This window comes from Pseudomonas sp. GW821-FHT02A08 (assembly GCF_059422045.1).
The window spans coordinates 231,568-249,874 of the sequence record NZ_JBWKWD010000001.1 but is presented as its reverse complement, the minus strand read 5'-3'; the positions used below and the strand labels follow the sequence as shown (position 1 = coordinate 249,874).

Annotated in this window: 13 protein-coding genes and 1 pseudogene; 6 read left to right on the top strand and 8 right to left on the bottom strand. The window is 60.8% G+C overall.

The features are described from left to right. The first annotated feature begins 88 nt into the window (after positions 1-88). Positions 89-1,666, top strand: coding sequence for a glutamine-hydrolyzing GMP synthase (guaA, locus tag AC07W4_RS01090; protein WP_008053207.1), 1,578 nt, complete (start codon positions 89-91; stop codon positions 1,664-1,666). Positions 1,667-1,766: 100 nt separating this feature from the next. On the opposite strand, the gene AC07W4_RS01085 is transcribed toward guaA, so the two are convergent. After that, the gene (locus AC07W4_RS01085; protein ID WP_495031205.1) at positions 1,767-4,715 is read right to left on the bottom strand and encodes a membrane-targeted effector domain-containing toxin; all 2,949 of its coding nucleotides are present in this window, start codon (positions 4,713-4,715) and stop codon (positions 1,767-1,769) included. A 256-nt stretch (positions 4,716-4,971) separates the two neighbouring features. Between AC07W4_RS01085 and AC07W4_RS01080 the strand changes: the two genes are divergently transcribed. Then, complete coding sequence (locus tag AC07W4_RS01080; protein ID WP_495031204.1) at positions 4,972-6,348, top strand: multicopper oxidase family protein; 1,377 nt, start codon at positions 4,972-4,974, stop codon at positions 6,346-6,348. Beyond that, on the top strand, positions 6,348-6,845 hold the full coding sequence (tadA, locus tag AC07W4_RS01075) for a tRNA adenosine(34) deaminase TadA (protein WP_495031203.1): 498 nt from the start codon (positions 6,348-6,350) through the stop codon (positions 6,843-6,845). The genes AC07W4_RS01080 and tadA overlap by 1 nt, the downstream gene beginning before the upstream one ends. 119 nt (positions 6,846-6,964) lie before the next feature. Here the strand turns inward: tadA and cmoB are convergent, their stop codons facing one another. The 7 genes from cmoB to AC07W4_RS01040 form a co-directional block, all read right to left on the bottom strand. Continuing rightward, the gene (cmoB, locus tag AC07W4_RS01070) at positions 6,965-7,921 is read right to left on the bottom strand and encodes a tRNA 5-methoxyuridine(34)/uridine 5-oxyacetic acid(34) synthase CmoB (RefSeq protein ID WP_495031202.1); all 957 of its coding nucleotides are present in this window, start codon (positions 7,919-7,921) and stop codon (positions 6,965-6,967) included. Next, positions 7,918-8,661 (bottom strand): carboxy-S-adenosyl-L-methionine synthase CmoA, encoded by a 744-nt coding sequence (gene cmoA, locus AC07W4_RS01065; protein ID WP_008053199.1) that lies wholly within the window; start codon positions 8,659-8,661, stop codon positions 7,918-7,920. The genes cmoB and cmoA overlap by 4 nt, the downstream gene beginning before the upstream one ends. Positions 8,662-8,877: 216 nt before the next feature. After that, a complete protein-coding gene (locus AC07W4_RS01060) occupies positions 8,878-9,519 on the bottom strand; it encodes a lysoplasmalogenase (RefSeq protein WP_495031201.1) in 642 nt (213 codons plus the stop codon). A 2-nt stretch (positions 9,520-9,521) separates the two neighbouring features. After that, the gene (locus AC07W4_RS01055; RefSeq protein ID WP_008053197.1) at positions 9,522-9,914 is read right to left on the bottom strand and encodes a protease inhibitor I42 family protein; all 393 of its coding nucleotides are present in this window, start codon (positions 9,912-9,914) and stop codon (positions 9,522-9,524) included. A gap of 217 nt (positions 9,915-10,131) precedes the next feature. Beyond that, complete coding sequence (gene lon, locus AC07W4_RS01050; RefSeq protein ID WP_495031200.1) at positions 10,132-12,549, bottom strand: endopeptidase La; 2,418 nt, start codon at positions 12,547-12,549, stop codon at positions 10,132-10,134. Between the two features lie 317 nt (positions 12,550-12,866). Then, positions 12,867-15,278, bottom strand: a complete 2,412-nt coding sequence (locus AC07W4_RS01045; RefSeq protein ID WP_495031199.1) for a glucose/quinate/shikimate family membrane-bound PQQ-dependent dehydrogenase — start codon at positions 15,276-15,278, stop codon at positions 12,867-12,869. Between the two features lie 215 nt (positions 15,279-15,493). Beyond that, positions 15,494-16,876, bottom strand: a complete 1,383-nt coding sequence (locus tag AC07W4_RS01040) for a carbohydrate porin (protein ID WP_495031198.1) — start codon at positions 16,874-16,876, stop codon at positions 15,494-15,496. Positions 16,877-17,146: 270 nt separating this feature from the next. Between AC07W4_RS01040 and AC07W4_RS01035 the strand changes: the two genes are divergently transcribed. The 3 genes and pseudogenes from AC07W4_RS01035 to AC07W4_RS01025 form a co-directional block, all read left to right on the top strand. Further along, positions 17,147-17,377 (top strand): VF530 family protein, encoded by a 231-nt coding sequence (locus AC07W4_RS01035; protein ID WP_495031197.1) that lies wholly within the window; start codon positions 17,147-17,149, stop codon positions 17,375-17,377. A 35-nt stretch (positions 17,378-17,412) separates the two neighbouring features. Next, complete coding sequence (locus AC07W4_RS01030; RefSeq protein ID WP_495031300.1) at positions 17,413-18,030, top strand: Pr6Pr family membrane protein; 618 nt, start codon at positions 17,413-17,415, stop codon at positions 18,028-18,030. A 175-nt stretch (positions 18,031-18,205) separates the two neighbouring features. After that, positions 18,206-18,307 (top strand): annotated as a pseudogene (locus AC07W4_RS01025) (Pr6Pr family membrane protein); the annotation flags it as partial.

Below are 18,307 nucleotides of genomic sequence, written 5' to 3'. Positions count from 1 at the left end.
ACACGTTAAGCAACCGGGGCTGTTTTATTCAGCCCCGAGTTGTTTCTGAATCACGACTGTTTCCGAATTTTTTAGACGAGACTGAATCATGGCCCTCGACATTCACGCTCACCGCATCCTGATCCTCGACTTCGGTTCCCAGTACACCCAGCTGATCGCCCGCCGCGTGCGTGAAATCGGTGTGTACTGCGAACTGCACCCGTTCGACATGGACGAAGATGCGATCCGCGAATTCGCTCCTAAAGGCGTTATCCTCGCCGGCGGCCCGGAGTCGGTTCACGAAGCCAACAGCCCTCGCTGCCCGCAAGCCGTCTTTGACCTGGGCGTCCCGGTCTTCGGTATCTGCTACGGCATGCAGACCATGGCCGAGCAACTGGGCGGCAAGGTTGAAGGTTCCGAGCTGCGTGAGTTCGGTTACGCCCGCGTTGACGTGGTCGGCAAGAGCCGCCTGCTCGACGGCATCGAAGACCACATCGACGCCGATGGCCTGTTCGGCCTCGACGTATGGATGAGCCACGGTGACAAGGTCACCCGGATGCCGGAAGACTTCCACATCCTGGCCAGCACCCCGAGCTGCCCGATCGCCGGCATGTTCAGCGACGAGCGTCGTTACTACGGCGTGCAGTTCCACCCGGAAGTGACCCACACCAAGCAGGGCGGTCGCATCCTGTCGCGCTTCATCCTCGACATCTGCGAGTGCGAAGCCCTGTGGACCCCGTCCAAGATTGCTGAAGACGCCATCGCCCAGGTTCGCGCCCAGGTCGGCACCGACAACGTCCTGCTCGGCCTGTCCGGCGGCGTGGACTCGTCCGTGGTTGCCGCACTGCTGCACAAGGCCATCGGCGACCAGCTGACCTGCGTGTTCGTCGACAACGGCCTGCTGCGCCTGCACGAAGGCGAGCAAGTGATGGCCATGTTCGCCGAGAACATGGGCGTCAAGGTGATCCGCGCCAACGCCGAAGAGCAGTTCCTGGGCAACCTGGCCGGCGAAGCCGACCCGGAGAAGAAGCGCAAGATCATCGGCCGCACCTTCATCGACGTGTTCGATGCCGAATCCTGCAAGCTGGACAACATCAAGTACCTGGCCCAGGGCACCATCTACCCGGACGTGATCGAGTCGGCTGGCGCGAAAAGCGGCAAGGCCCACGTGATCAAGTCGCACCACAACGTGGGCGGCCTGCCGGAAGAAATGAACCTGAAACTGGTCGAGCCACTGCGCGAGCTGTTCAAGGACGAGGTCCGTCGTCTGGGCCTGGAACTGGGCCTGCCGTACGACATGGTCTACCGTCACCCGTTCCCGGGCCCGGGCCTGGGCGTGCGCATCCTCGGTGAAGTGAAGAAGGAATACGCCGACCTGCTGCGTCGTGCCGACCACATCTTCATCGAAGAACTGCGCAAGGCCGACTGGTACCACAAGGTCAGCCAGGCCTTCGTGGTGTTCCAGCCAGTGAAATCGGTTGGCGTGGTGGGCGATGGCCGTCGTTACGCCTGGGTCGTGGCCCTGCGTGCCGTGGAAACCATCGACTTCATGACCGCGCGTTGGGCACACCTGCCTTACGAACTGCTGGAAACCGTCAGCGGCCGCATCATCAATGAAATCGAAGGCATCTCCCGCGTCACCTACGACGTGTCGAGCAAGCCGCCGGCGACCATTGAGTGGGAGTGATCCACTGCAGGCCCTGATGGCCTGAAGACTGGACCAAATAGAGCCGCGTGAAACCAGAGTTTCACGCGGTTTTTTTGTGCGTGGCTCGCAGGTCAACGTCTCAGGGAACCCGGGTCAGTGTCATGCCCATGCCGGTGAGGGCGTCCATCAATTCCTTGAACGTACCAAAACGCTGGTTGTTGATACTCCACTTGGCGTTTGTGATGTAGAAACCTTTGACATCGCGTGCGATAGGCGTGTGCACCAAGAGTCCCGCCCTGCTGCGATGAACCAATTCAAATTCGCTGCCGATTTTTTCCAGGGTAATCATTCCTGGCTCTTTGAGTACAACGCTCAGCGCCTGTTCCCTGACCAGCCCAGGCGGCAACTCCAGTTGTAGCCGCAAGTCGTTTTTGACGAAGACTTGCGTCAGGTGTTCCGAATGTGTTCCGGTTCTTCCCGGATCTGGCTCGATACCTCTGGCCTGACCTGCTTCGGCACTTTCGATGCGCAGGCCGATACCACCCTCGAGCTCGCTGATCCCCGGAACTCCGTTAAAGGTATTGGCGTGAGATTCACCGACCAGCGCCACCCAACGATGCGCACCCCTGGCTGCCTGGTCGGCATCGATGACCGTCTTGGCGAAGTAGTTCATCATTTCTTGCCGATAGTTGGCGGATGCGCCGGAAATTCCTTTCGATTGATAACTGGCCGTGCAGTCAATGGCCTGCACGCGGATGTGGTTTTTTTGTGCAGCCTTGACCACTTCGCGAAAGGAAAAACGACCGGAAGGGTCAGTTCCGTGGCCCTTGTCGAGCTGTTTCAGGTAGCTCTCCAGATCCTCCGACAGATCGCCACCCCGGTTGAAGATGTCCAGGTCGGCCTGGTGATAGTCAGTGAGCAAATGCTCCATGTACAAGGTCTTGACCTTTTGCTTGGCGAGTATGTCCATGTTTTCGATGAGGAATTGCTTGCTGCCGACGCTCGAGTGGTTTTCGCCGATCACCAGGCCTGGAGATTCCTTGAGCAGCGTCTTGATGATGTCTTTCGGTTTGCTGGCCGCGCTCAGAGCCGGGATGGCGGGGTGTGGCGGCAGTGAAGCGTTGGCAAAGTAGTCATGTGCATCCCGGTACAAAGTTTTGCGCAATGCCTTGAACTGGCTGGTGGGCCCCTCCGGATTTCGGATGTTGACGAAATGGTCATTCAAAGTTTTTTCATCCACTTCGTTCCAGGCCACGGGCTTGAGTTCCTGTCGTAACTCGGTGGGAACATCGTAGGGTGTTGGGGCGCTATCGATGTCGGGCAGAGGGGCGGCCGGGCGTCCCCACGGCAGTTGGTCGAAAAATTTCCCGCCCCCCTTCAGTCCGGGGCGACCGAGAAGTTCCCACTCACCTTCGGCGTTCAGGCGAACCGGCAGGTTGCGGTGGAAGGAGAATGGGTTGGCCGGGTCGATGATCACCCAGGTTTTCATCTCGTTGACGTAGCGGACCTGATAGTAGGAATAGTCGATCCCGATGTAGTTGCCGCCAGTCGGGGGCTGGTAAATGTTGCGATACTTGCCTTCGTCGCTGACCACTTGCAGACCATCGAGAATTTCATTGGTCTGGAAAGGGGCCAGCGCGCTTTCGCTGTCCAGGGGCGGGACTGGGCGTGTGGTGATCACCGAGGGGCGGGGCGTGGCGCCGGCGGTGTATTCAGGCTCGGCGAGGTTTTCCTGGGGAGTGAACTCTTCCTTGGCGCTGCCGACTTCCGATATTTCAACGGCGCCGCGCAGGGCCAACAGGTTGAAAAGGCTGTCGATAGAGGCGGTGATGGCGCCAATGACCCCGCTTTTGCGATCGGCAACGCTGTGTCCATTGACGGCTTCGGCGATGTTCAGGCCAATGTTGGCCAGGCCGGCACCGACGGCCGCAAGGGCGACCGGCCAGCCAGCGACGGCCATGGCGCCAAAAAGTCGGGTAAATGTTGAAAGATAGCCGATCCACATTTTCTCCCGCAGATCGCCATTGGATCGCAGCGACAGATCGGCATCGTCGAACATGCGCTCCCTGACAGAGTCGCGAAGCCAGGTAAAGGCATCCATTTCCAGCGCCGGCCAATCCAGGTTGAGCTGACTGTTGTCGTAGGAACCGCCGAAAAAGAGCAAATCGATGGTGTGGTTAAGACCAACGTTGTCGCCATCCTGTTGTTGGGCCGACAGAGGGAAATGCGCCATGAAACGTGCGCGTTTGTCGGCCTTGTTGTTCTGGTTCATCAGCCACCAGTGCAAATCGTGGGGCGTGCCGAATACATGAAATGCATCCAGCTCGCCGGGCGTATAGACGATCTGGTAACCCTTTTGATCGACGATGCACAGGATGTCGGTGGATTGGTAATTGCCGATGGTCAGGGGCATGACCCGAAGGCCTGTGACGACGGGCGCTTCGGCCTTGAGCATGTCCAGGGTGATCGGCCAGGAGATATTGCCGGCCACGGCCTTGAGCACGGTCTTGAGGTTTTCGTTGCTCAGGCGTGAGCCATCATGTTCTTCCAGGGCCTTGGAGATGAAGTTGAGTTTGGCCAGGGTCCGATAGTCGTCCGAATGGTTCACCCAGAAGCTACCCATCTTTTTCCAGTAGAGGTCGTGAAAATTGATGCGCCACAGGTCCTTGATGACCACGCTTGGGTACATCTTCACTTCGTTGGTTTCGTTGTAGATCCGGGCGTTGGCCCCCTCGTTGTAGAACCCTCCGTCACTGTCCAGCAGGTCGGCGTTGTCCTGGTCGTGGGCTTGAAAGCGCTGGATCACCAGTTGCGGCAAGGTCAGCGACTCAATGGGCTTGGGGTAGTGTTCCCAGAACAGGAAGGCCTTGGTGCTTGTCACCGAGGTGTTGTCGAATCGGTGCCACCAGACGTGGTCCGGGTCGATGTGCTGGATGCCGTACTTGTCCAGAATGCCACGGGCTTCGATATGGGCCATATCGTGCATGTCGGGGCAGGCTTCCACGAACGGGATCACCAGGTCTCTGAGGGCCTGCTCGTCATCGGGGTCGGGAAGTAGGAATTGTGAGTTTGTATCTGTGGAATTCATTTCTCTCTCCTTGAGAAATGGATGGGTTTGAAGTCGGCACTATGGAGGGCGGACTACAGCCTGGTCTGTAGGAATAACGGTGCGCAGTGTCAGGTATTGATGGATCTGTGCTGTCAGAGACAGATCCAGACAGAGTGCCGTCCGGCTGTGGCCCGTCGTCACGCCCGCTTTGCTGTTTCTTTCACAACTGCGGGTGTATCGTATTCGCCTTTTGCGGGCCCAGGGCCTGCCGCGTTCAAGTGAGGTAGTTGAGTTCATGTCCTTTACCCGTCGCCAAATCCTCGGTGGCCTGGCTGGTCTTGTTGTCGTTGGTGTCGGTGCGGGTGGTGCGTCGCGATACTGGTTGGGCAAGATGGCCGATGCGGATGCCGGTCACGACTATGAGCTGATTGCGGCGCCGCTGGACGTGGAGTTGGTGGCCGGGCACAAGACCCAGGCCTGGGCCTTCGGCCCGTCGGCGCCGGGCACCGAGTTGCGGGTGCGTCAGGGTGAATGGCTGCGGGTGCGCTTCATCAACCACTTGCCGGTGGCGACCACCATTCACTGGCACGGCATCCGCCTGCCGCTGGAAATGGACGGCGTACCCTACGTCTCGCAATTGCCGGTGCTGCCGGGCGAATACTTCGACTACAAATTCCGCGTACCGGATGCCGGCAGCTATTGGTATCACCCGCACGTGAACAGCAGCGAAGAACTCGGTCGTGGGCTGGTCGGGCCACTGATCGTCGAAGAACGCGAGCCGACTGGTTTCAAGTATGAAAAAACCTTGAGCCTCAAGAGCTGGCATGTCGACGAGGCGGGCAATTTCGTCGAGTTCAGCATTCCCCGGGAAGCGGCTCGGGGCGGCACGGCGGGGCGCTTGTCGACCATCAACGGAGTCTCGCAGGCAGTGATCGAGTTGCCCGCCGGGCAGATCACTCGCGTGCGCCTGCTCAACCTCGACAACACATTGACCTATCGCCTGAACATTCCCGGCGTCGAAGCGCAGATCTATGCACTGGACGGAAACCCCATCGAGCCACGGCCGCTGGGCAAGGAATACTGGCTCGGCCCCGGTATGCGCATTTGCCTGGCGATCAAGGCCCCGCCAGCCGGTGAGGAGTTGTCCCTGCGTAACGGTCCGGTGCGCCTGGGTACCTTGCGTTCAGTGGCCAATACCGACGCACCGAGCGAATGGCCACCGGCATTGCCGGCCAACCCGATCGCCGAACCGGACCTGGCCAATGCCGAGAAACTCAACTTCAATTTCGAATGGGTTGGCTCGGTGTCGGTCAACGTCGACAATGGCAAGCCGCCGAGCCTGTGGCAGATCAACGGCAAGGCCTGGGACATCACCGACAAGACCTGCGCCGACCGCCCGATCGCCAAGCTGGAAAAGGGCAAGAGCTACATTTTCGAATTGAAGAACATGACTCAATATCAGCACCCGATTCACCTGCACGGCATGAGCTTCAAGGTGATCGCCTCGAACCGGCACAAGGTGATTCCGTACTTCACCGACACTTATCTGCTGGGCAAGAACGAGCGCGCGCAAGTGGCGCTGGTGGCGGATAACCCCGGGGTCTGGATGTTCCACTGCCATGTGATCGATCACATGGAAACCGGCCTGATGGCCGCCATCGAGGTGGCGTGATGCGTCAGATTCGTCCCGCCGCCATCATCGACCGCAGCCGTGATCGCGAATTCATGCGTGAAGCCCTGGCCCTGGCCGCCCAAGGTGCGGCCCTGGGCGAAGTGCCGGTGGGCGCGGTGCTGGTGCAGGATGGAGAGATCATTGGTCGCGGTTTCAACTGTCCGATCACTGGCAGTGACCCGAGCGCCCATGCCGAGATGGTCGCCATCCGGGCTGCCGCCCAGGCCGTGAGCAACTACCGCCTGCCGGGCAGCACGCTGTATGTGACACTGGAGCCGTGCAGCATGTGCGCAGGCCTGATCGTGCATTCGCGGATTGCGCGGGTGGTGTACGGTGCTCTGGAGCCGAAAGCCGGGATCGTGCAGAGCCAGGGGCAGTTCTTTACCCAAGGCTTTCTGAATCATCGGGTGCTGTATGAAGGCGGGGTGTTGGCGGAGGAGTGCGGGGCGGTGCTCAGCGAATTCTTCAAGGCTCGTAGAGCAAAACCGGCAGACTAAACACGGACTCATTGTGGGAGCGGGCTTGCTCGCGAATGCGGTGTGTCAGTGACTTATATGCCAACTGACACTCCCTCTTCGCGAGCAAGCCCGCTCCCACATTTGATCTTCAGTGGCCGTTACTTGCGAGCCACAATCACTGCCCGCATCGGCGCCGGCAGCCCTTCAATCGTCTTGCTGTGATCTTCGGGATCGAGGAAATCACTGAGCGACTGATACTTCATCCACTCCGTCCCGCGCTGTTCCTCGACCGTGGTGGTGCTCACATCCACGCACTTCACGTCCGTGAACCCGGCACGACGCAGCCACAATTCCAGCGCCGGCACCGACGGCAGGAACCACACGTTGCGCATCTGCGCGTAGCGGTCTTCCGGCACCAGCACCTGGTGCTTGTCGCCTTCGACCACCAGGGTTTCCAGTACCAGTTCACCACCTTTGACCAGGCAATCCTTCAGCGCCAGCAAATGCTCGATGGGCGAACGGCGGTGGTAGAACACCCCCATGGAAAAAACCGTGTCGAACCCTTCGAGGTTCGGCGGCAGGTCTTCGAACGGGAAGGGCAGGTGCCAGGCATTCGGCTCGGACAGGTAGCGCTGCACCGCCTGGAACTGGCAGAAGAACAGCCAGTTCGGGTCGACACCGATCACGCTGTCGGCACCGGCGCCGAGCATGCGCCACATGTAATAGCCGTTGCCGCAGCCGACATCGAGGATGCGCTTGCCCGCAAGGTCCAGATGCGGGGCGACCCGCGACCACTTCCAGTCCGAGCGCCATTCGGTGTCGACGTGCACGCCGAACAGGTCGAACGGCCCCTTGCGCCATGGCGACAGGCCCATCAGCGCGGTGCGCATTTGCGCGCGGGTCTCGTCGCTGCAATCGGTGTCCAGCTTCAAGCCATTGAGCAAGTCGATTTCACTTGGCTGGATCTTCGGCAGGGCGTCCAGCGCGCTTTGCCAGCGTTCCAGGTCGCCATGGCCTTTTTCCATTTTCTTGTCGAGTTGCGCCTGCAGGGTGTTGGCCCATTCGGCCAGCGGTGTGCCGGTCAGACGGCGGGCGAGGGGAGACAGATCAATCATGGCAGGGCAATCAACGAGGCAAAGTTAAGACACTGGAACCACGGCACGACTTTCGAGAACCCGGCGGCCAACAGGCGTTCGCGGTGTTCTTCGAGGCTGTCGGGCTTCATGACGTTTTCGATGGCGCTGCGCTTCTGGGCGATTTCCAGCTCGCTGTAGCCGTTGGCGCGTTTGAAGGCGATGTGCAGGTCGGTGAGCAACGCGTGTTCCTGCTCGTCTTCGAAGCGCAGTTTTTCCGAGAGGATCAGGGCACCGCCGGGCAACAGCGACTGACGAATGCGCGAGAGCAACGCGGTGCGTTGGTCCGGGGCGATGAATTGCAGGGTGAAGTTCAACGCCACCACCGAGGCCGGTTGGAACTCCAGCGCCAGGATGTCGCCCTCGATCACCTCGACCGGCAGCAACTCCTGGAACATCGAGTCCTGGCCATTGAGGTATTCGCGGCAGCGCTCGACCATGGCGGCGGAGTTATCCACAGCGATGACGCGGCAACCGTCGGTGCGCACATGCCGGCGCAGGGCCTGGGTCACGGCACCCAGCGACGAGCCCAGGTCGTAGAGCACGCTGCCCGGTTGGGCGAACTGCGCGGCGAGCACGCCGAGGTTTTCGACGATGGTCGGATAGCCCGGCACCGAGCGCTTGATCATGTCCGGGAACACCCGCACCACGTCCTCGTTAAAGGCGAAGTCAGGCACCTGGGCCAAAGGCTGGGCGAAAAGGCGATCGGGTTCTTTGCTCACGGCAGTTCCAGCGGTATCGGTGAAAAGGCCGGCATTTTAGCCAAGTTGGCGCGGGGATGCGCGGGTTGTCTGATAAACCGCCAAATGAGCGCGCAATCCAGGTAGCAGCTGCCGAAGGCTGCGTTCGGCTGCGAAGCAGTCGTAAATCTTGCGACTCGTTTTTCAGGTGGACTGGATGGCGAGGGCTTCGCCCTCGAACGCAGCCTTCGGCAGCTGCTACAAAGTGCGGCGGGACTGGGGAAATGCCGAGGCAGTGATGCCCCATTGCCCCAGCCAGTAGCTGAGAATGATCACATAAGCCGCCGCGTCGAACGGCACCACGAACCGGCTGATGCCAATCACACTGTCCGAAAACACAAACGCCACCGCACCACCGGCAGCCAGCAAGGCCGAACGCTTGGGCACATCACTGCCAAGCCGCGCCAGCGCGCGCCAGAGCATGGCGCTGATCGCCAGGCCGTAGACGATCACCGGAATCAGCAATGGGCCCAGCCCGTGAGCGATCAGAATCCCCAGCAGTACCGCGCCGACACCGAGGGCGATGATCAGGGGTAAAAGAGCCAGACGCCGGCAATCGCTCAAGTAGGCTTTCAGATACGCCAGGTGGGCGACCAGAAATGCGCCCAGGCCAAACACGAACAAGTCCCCCGGCCAGGCCAGCAACACGTCGCCGAGCAAGGAAAAGATCAAGCCCAGGCTGATCCAGCGCCGATATTCGCCGGGCGGTGCGTCATGCAGCCAGCCGAGCAGGGCCAGCACCGGCAGCGGCTTGACCAGCAGACACAGCAGAGAGGCATGCACGCTCAGGCCATAAAGAAAGGTCACCGCGCCCATCAGCGCCAGAATCAGCCAGCCCACGGTCAGTTAACCGAGATCGCGCAGTCGAACGATTCCACCGGCAGCACTTCCGGTGCCCACGGCTGTTGCGAGGTCAGGCGCAGACGTCCCGTACCGGTCGCAAAAGCCTGGAAGCGCCAGGTCGAAACCCCGGCCGAACCGACGATGCCGGCATCTTCCGGATTTCGATACACCTCTGGCCCCAAGGCGTGCAGTACGCCGCCGGCCGAATCCTGGATCGCCCAGCGATAACCCGTGGTCGGATTGCTCGGCAGGGTCAGGATCAGGTTTTGCCCGTTGGTGAGTTTCACCGGGCATTCGCTCTGTTTTTCCACAGTCACGTTGTGTGCAGGTTGCGTGGCGCACGCGGCCAGCAAGGCGAGGGCGAGGGGGACAAGCAGGCGAATGGAGGACATAGGGTCGGGGGCTCCGGCGTTCACGACGAACGGCGAGCATAACTTAAGATGAGACAAAGTGTGACAGTCAGCCTGGACGGTGGTGTCAGGACTGACGCCTTCGCGGGCAAGCCCGCTCCCACAGGGAATCGAGGCGGTCACAAAACTTGTGTACAACCTCAATCACTGTGGGAGCGGGCTTGCCCGCGAAGACGGCAGTACAGGCGCTACAAGAACATCAGAACAACACCTTCGCCACATCCGCAAAGCGCCTGGCAAAGTGCACGGTAATACCGTCCTTTAAATACTCCGGCAGCTCCTCGAAATTGCCCTGATTCGCCTCCGGCAGTATCAGCTCGAAAATCTTTTGCCGCCGCGCCGCAATCACCTTTTCCCGCACCCCGCCAATCGGCAGTACATGCCCGGTCAACGTCAATTCACCGGTCATGGCCACGCCTTTCTTCGGTGGCTGGTTGCGCGCCAGCGATAGCAGGGCGCTGGCCATGGTCACACCGGCGCTCGGGCCGTCTTTCGGCGTGGCGCCTTCCGGCACATGCAGGTGGACGAAGGCTTCGTCGAAGAACTTCGGATCGCCGCCATAGGACTTCAGGTGCGAGCTGACGTAGCTGTAGGCGATCTCCGCCGACTCTTTCATCACGTCACCCAGTTGCCCGGTGAGCTTGAACCCACGGTTGAGGGTGTGGATGCGCGTGGCTTCGATCGGCAGGGTCGCGCCGCCCATGCTGGTCCAGGCAAGGCCGGTGATCACACCGACACCCGACAGCACTTGCTCGTTGCGGAACACCGGTTTGCCGAGGGACGTTTCGAGGTCTTTCGGGCCGAGCTTGATCACTGCCTTCGGCTCGTCGAGCAGTTTCATCACCGCTTTGCGCACCAGTTTGCCGAGGTTTTTTTCCAGCTGGCGCACGCCGGCTTCACGGGCATAGCCGTCGACCAGCGCCTTGAGCGCGCTGTCGCTGATGCTCAGGCTGCCCCTGGACACGCCGGCCTTCTCAAGCTGCTTGGGCCACAGATGGCGCTTGGCGATGGCGACTTTTTCTTCGGTGATGTAACCCGACAGGCGAATCACTTCCATGCGGTCGAGCAACGGGCCGGGGATCGAATCGAGGGTGTTGGCGGTGCACACGAACAACACCTTCGACAGGTCCATCCGCAGGTCCAGATAGTGGTCGAGGAATTCGACGTTCTGTTCCGGGTCGAGTGTTTCCAGCAAGGCCGAAGCCGGGTCGCCCTGATAGCTTTGGCCCATCTTGTCGATTTCGTCGAGCATGATCACCGGGTTCATCACTTCGACGTCTTTCAACGCCTGCACCAGTTTGCCCGGCTGTGCGCCGATGTAGGTGCGGCGATGGCCCTTGATCTCGGCTTCGTCGCGCATGCCGCCGACGCTGAAGCGGTAGAACGGCCGACCCAGGGACTCGGCGATGGATTTGCCGACGCTGGTCTTGCCCACGCCCGGCGGCCCCACCAGCAATACGATGGAACCACTGATCTCGCCTTTGTAGGCGCCGACTGCGAGGAATTCGAGGATGCGGTCCTTGATGTCATCGAGGCCGGCGTGGTGTTTGTCCAGTACCTTGCGCGCGTGCTTGAGGTCGAGTTTGTCCTCGCCGTACACGCCCCATGGCACCGAGGTTGCCCAGTCGATGTAATTGCGGGTGACCGCATATTCCGGCGAGCCGGTCTCGAGGATCGACAGCTTGTTCATTTCTTCTTCGAGGCGTTTCTGCACCTGCGTCGGCAGGACTTTGCCCACCAGCCGCTGCTCGAACTGTTCGAGATCGGCGCTACGGTCGTCCTTGGTCAGCCCCAGCTCCTGCTGGATGACCTTGAGTTGCTCCTTGAGGAAGAACTCGCGCTGATGTTCACCGATCTTGCGGTTAACTTCGGCGGAAATCTCTTTTTGCAGGCGCGCGACCTCGACTTCCTTGCGCAGCATCGGCAGGACTTTTTCCATGCGCTTGAGCATCGGCACGCAGTCGAGCACTTCCTGCAGCTCACTACCGGTGGCCGAGGTGAGCGCGGCGGCGAAGTCGGTCAGCGGCGACGGGTCGTTGGGGCTGAAGCGGTTGAGGTAGTTCTTCAACTCTTCGCTGTACAGCGGGTTGAGCGGCAGCAGTTCCTTGATCGCATTGATCAGCGCCATGCCGTAGGCCTTGACCTCGTCGGTCGGCTCGGTGGGCTGGTGCGGGTATTCGACTTCCACCAGGTACGGCGGGCGGTGATGCTTGAGCCAGGTCTTGAGGCGGACGCGGGTCAGGCCCTGGGCGACGAATTGCAGTTTGCCGTTTTCGCGGCTGGCGTGGTGCACCTTGACCAGGGTGCCGTAGAGCGGCAGGGCTGAGGTGTCGAAGTGGCGCGGATCTTCCTGGGGCGTGTCCATGTAGAACAGGGCCAGGGAATGGTGTTCGGACTTGGCCACCAGGTCGAGGGTCTCGGCCCACGGTTCTTCGTTGACGATGACCGGCAGCACCTGGGCCGGGAAGAATGGCCGGTTGTGGATCGGGATGATGTAGACCTTGTCCGGCAGGTTCTGGCCAGGCAGGGCCAGGCCTTTGCCAGGTTTGTGCTGAGGGGCGTTTTCCGGATCGGCGTATTCGCTTGGGTCTTCAGGGAATTCTTGCTGGTCGCTCATGGGGGCACCTGCGCAATGGGTATGGGTCTTAGATGGGGCAGGTTGGCGGTGGTTTCAACGGGCATTTTCTGCAAGGGCGTGTTTCGACGGCGTGTTCAGCGCAGAGACAGGTTAGCTGAACCATGGCTGTGCGCGGTCAATTGTGGGAGCGGGCTTGCTCGCGAAAGCGCTGGTTCAGTCAACATTGATGTTGAGGCTGCCGGCCCCTTCGCGAGCAAGCCCGCTCCCACAGTGGTCCGGGGGTGTTTTGAAATCTGCGGCCACAAAAAAGGCGACGTCCTCACGGGCGTCGCCTTTGTTTTGACTGCCGCTAAAACTTACTCGGACAGTTTGTACGCAATCACATAGTCACCCATTTTGGTGCCCAATGAGCCGTGGCCACCGACGACCAACAGCACGTACTGCTTGCCGTCCTTGCCGGTGTAGGTCATCGGCGTAGCCTGGCCGCCAGCCGGCAGGCGCGCTTTCCAAAGCTCGTTGCCGGTGTTGACGTCATAGGCGCGCAGGTATTGGTCCAGCGTGCCGCTGAGGAAGCCGACGCCGCCGGCGGTGACCATCGAACCGCCCATGCTTGGCACGCCGAGTGGCAGGCCGATAGGCAATGGCGAACTGTCGCGGCTGGTGCCGTTCTTGCGTTTCCACACGACTTTGCTTGTGGTCAGGTCGATGCCGGCCACGTAGCCCCAGGCCGGAGCCTGGCACGGTACGCCGAACGGCGACATGAACGGGTGCATGATCACCGCGTAAGGTGCGCCGGTGTTCGGTTGCACGCCCGCTGTTTCGCTTTCGCGTTTGCTGCCGGCCGCGACTTCGGCGCGAGGCACCATCTTCGAGACGAAGGCCATGTAGTTCGGGCTGGTGAACAGCATGTGGCGAACCGGGTCGACCGACACTCCGCCCCAGTTGAAGACGCCGACGTTACCCGGATAGATCAGGCTGCCCTGTTCCGACGGCGGGGTGTACTGGCCTTCGTAACGCAATTCCTTGAACTGGATGCGGCACAGCATCTGGTCGAACGGGCTGGCGCCCCACATGGCTTTTTCGGTCAGTTGCGGGGCCAGCAGGTTCAGGTCCGAACGGGCCTGGGTCGGCGCGGTGTGGTCACCTTTCACGGCGCCTTGCGGAACCGGGACTTCCTTGATCGGGATGATCGGCGTGCCGTCACGGCGGTCGAGTACGTACAGGCTGCCTTGCTTGGTCGGTTGGATCACGGCCGGCTTGATGCCGTCGGCGGTTTTCATGTCCAGCAGGGTTGGCTGGCTGCCGACGTCCATGTCCCACAGGTCGTGGTGAGTGAACTGGTAGTTCCAGCGCACCTTGCCGGTGGCCAGGTCCAGCGCGACCAGGCCGGCACTGAACTTCTCGGCGCCCGGGGTGCGGTCCGCGCCCCACTGGTCAGGGGTCTGGTTGCCCAGTGGCAGGTAGACCATGCCGAGTTTTTCGTCGACGCTGGCCAGCGACCACATGTTGGCCGAATTGCGGCTGTAGTGTTCGCCCTCTGGCAGCGGTTCGGTCGCGTCGGGATTGTTGCTGTCCCAGTTCCACACCAGATGACCGTCGTGTACGTCAAAGGCACGGATCACGCCGGATGGCTCGTTGGTCGACTCGTTGTCGGTGACGTGGCCACCCATGATCACCAGGTCGCGGGTGATCGCTGCCGGCGAGGTGGCGTAGTAGCCACCCGGGGTGAACGGTCCGATGCCTTGAGTCAGGTCAACCACACCGTTTTTACCGAAACCTTCGCAGACCTTGCCGGTGTCGGCGTTGAGTGCGATCAGGCGTGCATCGGCGGTTGGCAGGTACAGACGACGCGGGCAGGCCTGGGCGACGGCTTTGCCGGCCTCGGAAATCACTGCGGAGGCGGCGTTTTCAGACTTGGCGTAGGCCGCTTCGTCGTAGTACGACACGCCACGGCAGGTCATGTGGGCGAAGCCCTTGAAGCCCACCGGGCTCTTGATCTGCGGGTCGAAACGCCACAGTTCCTTGCCGGTGTCCGGGTCCAGCGCCAGCACCTTGCTGTGGGCGGTGCAGGCATAGAGCATGCCGTTGGCCTTGAGCGGGGTGTTTTCGTTGGTCAGTTCCACCGGGTCATCGGCGGTTGGCAGATCGCCGGTCTGGATACGCCAGGCTTCTTGCAGCTTGCCGACGTTGGCCGGGGTGATCTGCTTGAGCGGCGAATAGCGGTCACCGAATTCGCTGCGACCATAGGCCTGCCAGTCGCCTTCGGGCATCTGCGGCGCGGTGCTGGTCATGTCCGCGGTGTCGCGGCCCAGTTCGCCCAAGGTCTCGCCTGGGTGGGTGAACTGGCTGGCGACGGCGGTGGCACCGGCCAGGACCACGGCCATGCTCAAGGCGCCCGTGCCCACAGGGGCAGGGCCGTTGATCAGCAATGGACGACGGAACCACGGCAGCAGCATCACCACGCCGAGGGCGAACCACAGCGCCAGGCGCGGCACCAGTTGCCACCAGTCGAGGCCGACTTCCCACAGCGCCCAAACGGTACTGGCGAACAGCATCAGTGCGTACAGGCCCAGCGCCGCGCGACGGGCGGCGATCAACAACACGCCGCTCAGCGCGATGCCGATACCGGCCAGCAGGTAATACAGCGAGCCGCCGAGCATGCTCAGCTTGACCCCCCCGGCCAGCATGGCCAGGCCCATTAGCAGAAGCAGGATACCGAGCAGGCTCGGCAGCAGACGGCTTCGACTCAAGGCACCATCAGTGCTCATAGTGTGGTTCTCCGTGACGTTTCAAGTAGTCCCGCGCAAGTTCACTGTAGATGACGATCTTGTGCGGGCATGGTTCAGATAAAAGCTGTTGGGTTCACGCAATCCCTTGTGGGAGCGGGCTTGCTCGCGAAAGCGCTGGTTCAGTCAACATTGATGTTGAGGCTGCCGGCCCCTTCGCGAGCAAGCCCGCTCCCACATGGGTTTTGTGGTGTTGGTCAGAACGACGACTGGACCTTGATCCCGCCGATCAGAGCGTCATCGACCTCGTTCACGCCTCCGGGATGGCGGATGTATTGCAGGTTCGGGCGCACGGTCAGCCAGTTGGTCACGTGCACGCCGTAATAGAGTTCGGCGCTGTATTCGGTGTCCTGCGGCGGCAGGAAGGCCGGGTCGTCGTAGTCGAAGACGGCGTGTGCCTGATTGGTCGCCTCGGCATTCTTGCGAAAGGCCGGGTTGACGTGGACGCGGGCCATGGCGAAACCGATGTCATCCCGGGCGCGCGCGTCGAACGGGCCTTTGTAGACGAGGCCCGCCTGGACGTAGTTGTCGATCGCGTTGGTCTTCTTGTCGTGCATCGTGCCGTTGGCGAACAGGCTCAGGCCGCGGGAGTGATCGCTGGCCAGGCTGGTGACTTGCTGCTGAAGGCCGAGCCACACGCCGTGTTTGCTCGAGGCGCTGCGGTAGGCTTCGCCACTCAGTGCGGCAGGCTGGCCATTGCTGTCTTTGTAGACATCGGTGGCGTTGGCGCTGCTGTAGTAGTAACCGGCGCGGTATTCACCTGGCAGGCCGTTGAGCTTCGGCGTCCACACCAGTTCTACCGGCAGGACCGCGCCCTGGGTGCCGCTGCCGCTGAGCTTGAAGCCGTTGCCGCGATCGAGGTTCGACGGGTTCTGCTCGTACGCGCCGACCTGTGCATAAAGCTCTGGCGTCAGATGATATTTGACCCGCATCGCCCACTGGCTGACCGGCCAGTTGTACCAGATGTCGCCCGCCCAGTTACCGACCTGGGAGCCGCAGAACGCCAGGTTCTGGAAGTCGCAGGGGAAACTGTTGAAGTCTTCGCCTTCACCGAAGCGGCCGACCTTGATGTCGAGTTTTTCTTCGAGGAATTTCTGCTGATACCACATCTGCGTCAGGCGCCAGGTCTGGCCACGGCCCCAGACTTCCTGGGCCGAGGTAAAGCCGCCGACACGCGGATCGTTGATGCGGTCGTTGCTGATGTTGTTGCCGCTGCGTTCGGTGATGGTCAGCTGGAACTCGGCGGCGTCCCAGCCGAGGATCTTCTGCAAGTCCAGATGAGTGCCAAGGGCAAACTGGTCGCTGTAGCGCGCGGTGCGATCGTGATCGTAACCACCGTGCAAATTGCTGCCCATTTCGCCGGTGTAATCGACTTTGAAGTCGTAGCCTTTTTCCGCAAGCTCGGTACGAGTGCCGTTCCAGTCGCCGAGCATCCAGGGGGAGTCGCTATCGAAGGCCGGAGCCGAGTGAGCGCAAGTGGCAAGGCCCAAAGCGGTGAAGCCGCCTATCAGGGTCAAGGTTTTGCGGCAGGCAACAGGCTTGAAGACAGCGCTGTCTTTCGAAAGTTGGAAATCAGGCATAGAGAAGAAATTCTTGATTTTTTTCTGGGGATTAAACGGAATAAATGGCTAGCAGAAGCGTTTCAGCTAAAGCGGGCGCAAGGATAATGATCTGTTACAAATAGAGAAAGGGCTTTTACTGACATGCATCCTTTCGGATTCGGTAACAGTTGTAGGAGCGAGCAAGCTCGCTTCTACAAGTTCACCTACATTTGATAGATCGCTTCCCCCCAACGAAGCCCTCGGCTAAGGTGCGCGGCTTCCAATTCCCACTCTGCTCGAAGGCCCGGCATGACTGAACACAACTCCGATCCGTTGCATGGCGTGACGCTGGAACAGATCCTCAACGCGCTGGTTGAACACTACGAGTGGTCGGGGCTGGCCGAGCGCGTCGATATCCGCTGCTTCAAGAGCGAACCGAGCATCAAGTCGAGCCTGACGTTCCTGCGTAAAACCCCGTGGGCCAGGGAGAAGGTCGAACGTCTGTATGTGAAGTTGATGCGCACCAAACGACCGCTTTGAACAGGGTCAATCCGTCGGTGTTACGCCGTCGTCTGGTGGCCGTGGCTGCCGTGCTCGGCTGGGCGGGATTGAGCATCCAGATGTACCTGATTTTTTATTCACGCTGGACGCTGGGTGCCAGCTTGATCGGCGGGCTGGTCAGCTTTTTCAGCTTTTTCACTGTGCTGAGCAACACCTTGGTGGCGACGGTGCTGACCTGTGAACTGACCTCCCGCGAGTCCGCCGCGCGACGCTGGTTTTTACAGCCCTGGGTCAGTAGTGGCGTTGCTGTGAGCATCACTGTCGTCGGCCTGGCGTACAGCGTATTGCTTCGCCATCTATGGCATCCCGAAGGCTGGCAATGGCTGGCCGATGAGCTGTTGCATGACGTCATGCCGCTGCTGTTTCTGGGCTATTGGTGGACTTGCGTGCCCAAAGGCACATTGCGCGTGTGGCATATCGCAGTGTGGGTGATTTATCCGCTGCTGTACTTCGCCTACTCGCTGCTGCGTGGGCATTTGCTGGCGACTTATCCGTACCCGTTCATTGATGTGGAGAAGCTGGGTTATCCACAGGTGTTTATCAACGCTGGTGGGTTGTTGCTGGGGTTTGTGTTAGTTGCACTGTTGCTGATCGGACTGGATCGCTGGCGTGCCACGACACGCTCTTTGTAGCAGCCTGCGTCCGGCTGCTCAGCAGTCGTAGAACCCGAGCACCCGGTCTGACTGATGCTCCACATCGTCTGACTTCACGACTGCTGCGCAGCCGGACGCAGGCTACGCCAGCTGCTACGGATCGCGGATGACTGGAACGACTGCTGCGCAGCCGGACGCAGGCTGCGCCAGCTGCTACCCACAGGTGTTTATCAATGCGGGTGGGTTGTTGCTGGGGTTTGTGTTAGTTGCACTGTTGCTGATCGGACTGGATCGCTGGCGTGCCACGACACGCTCT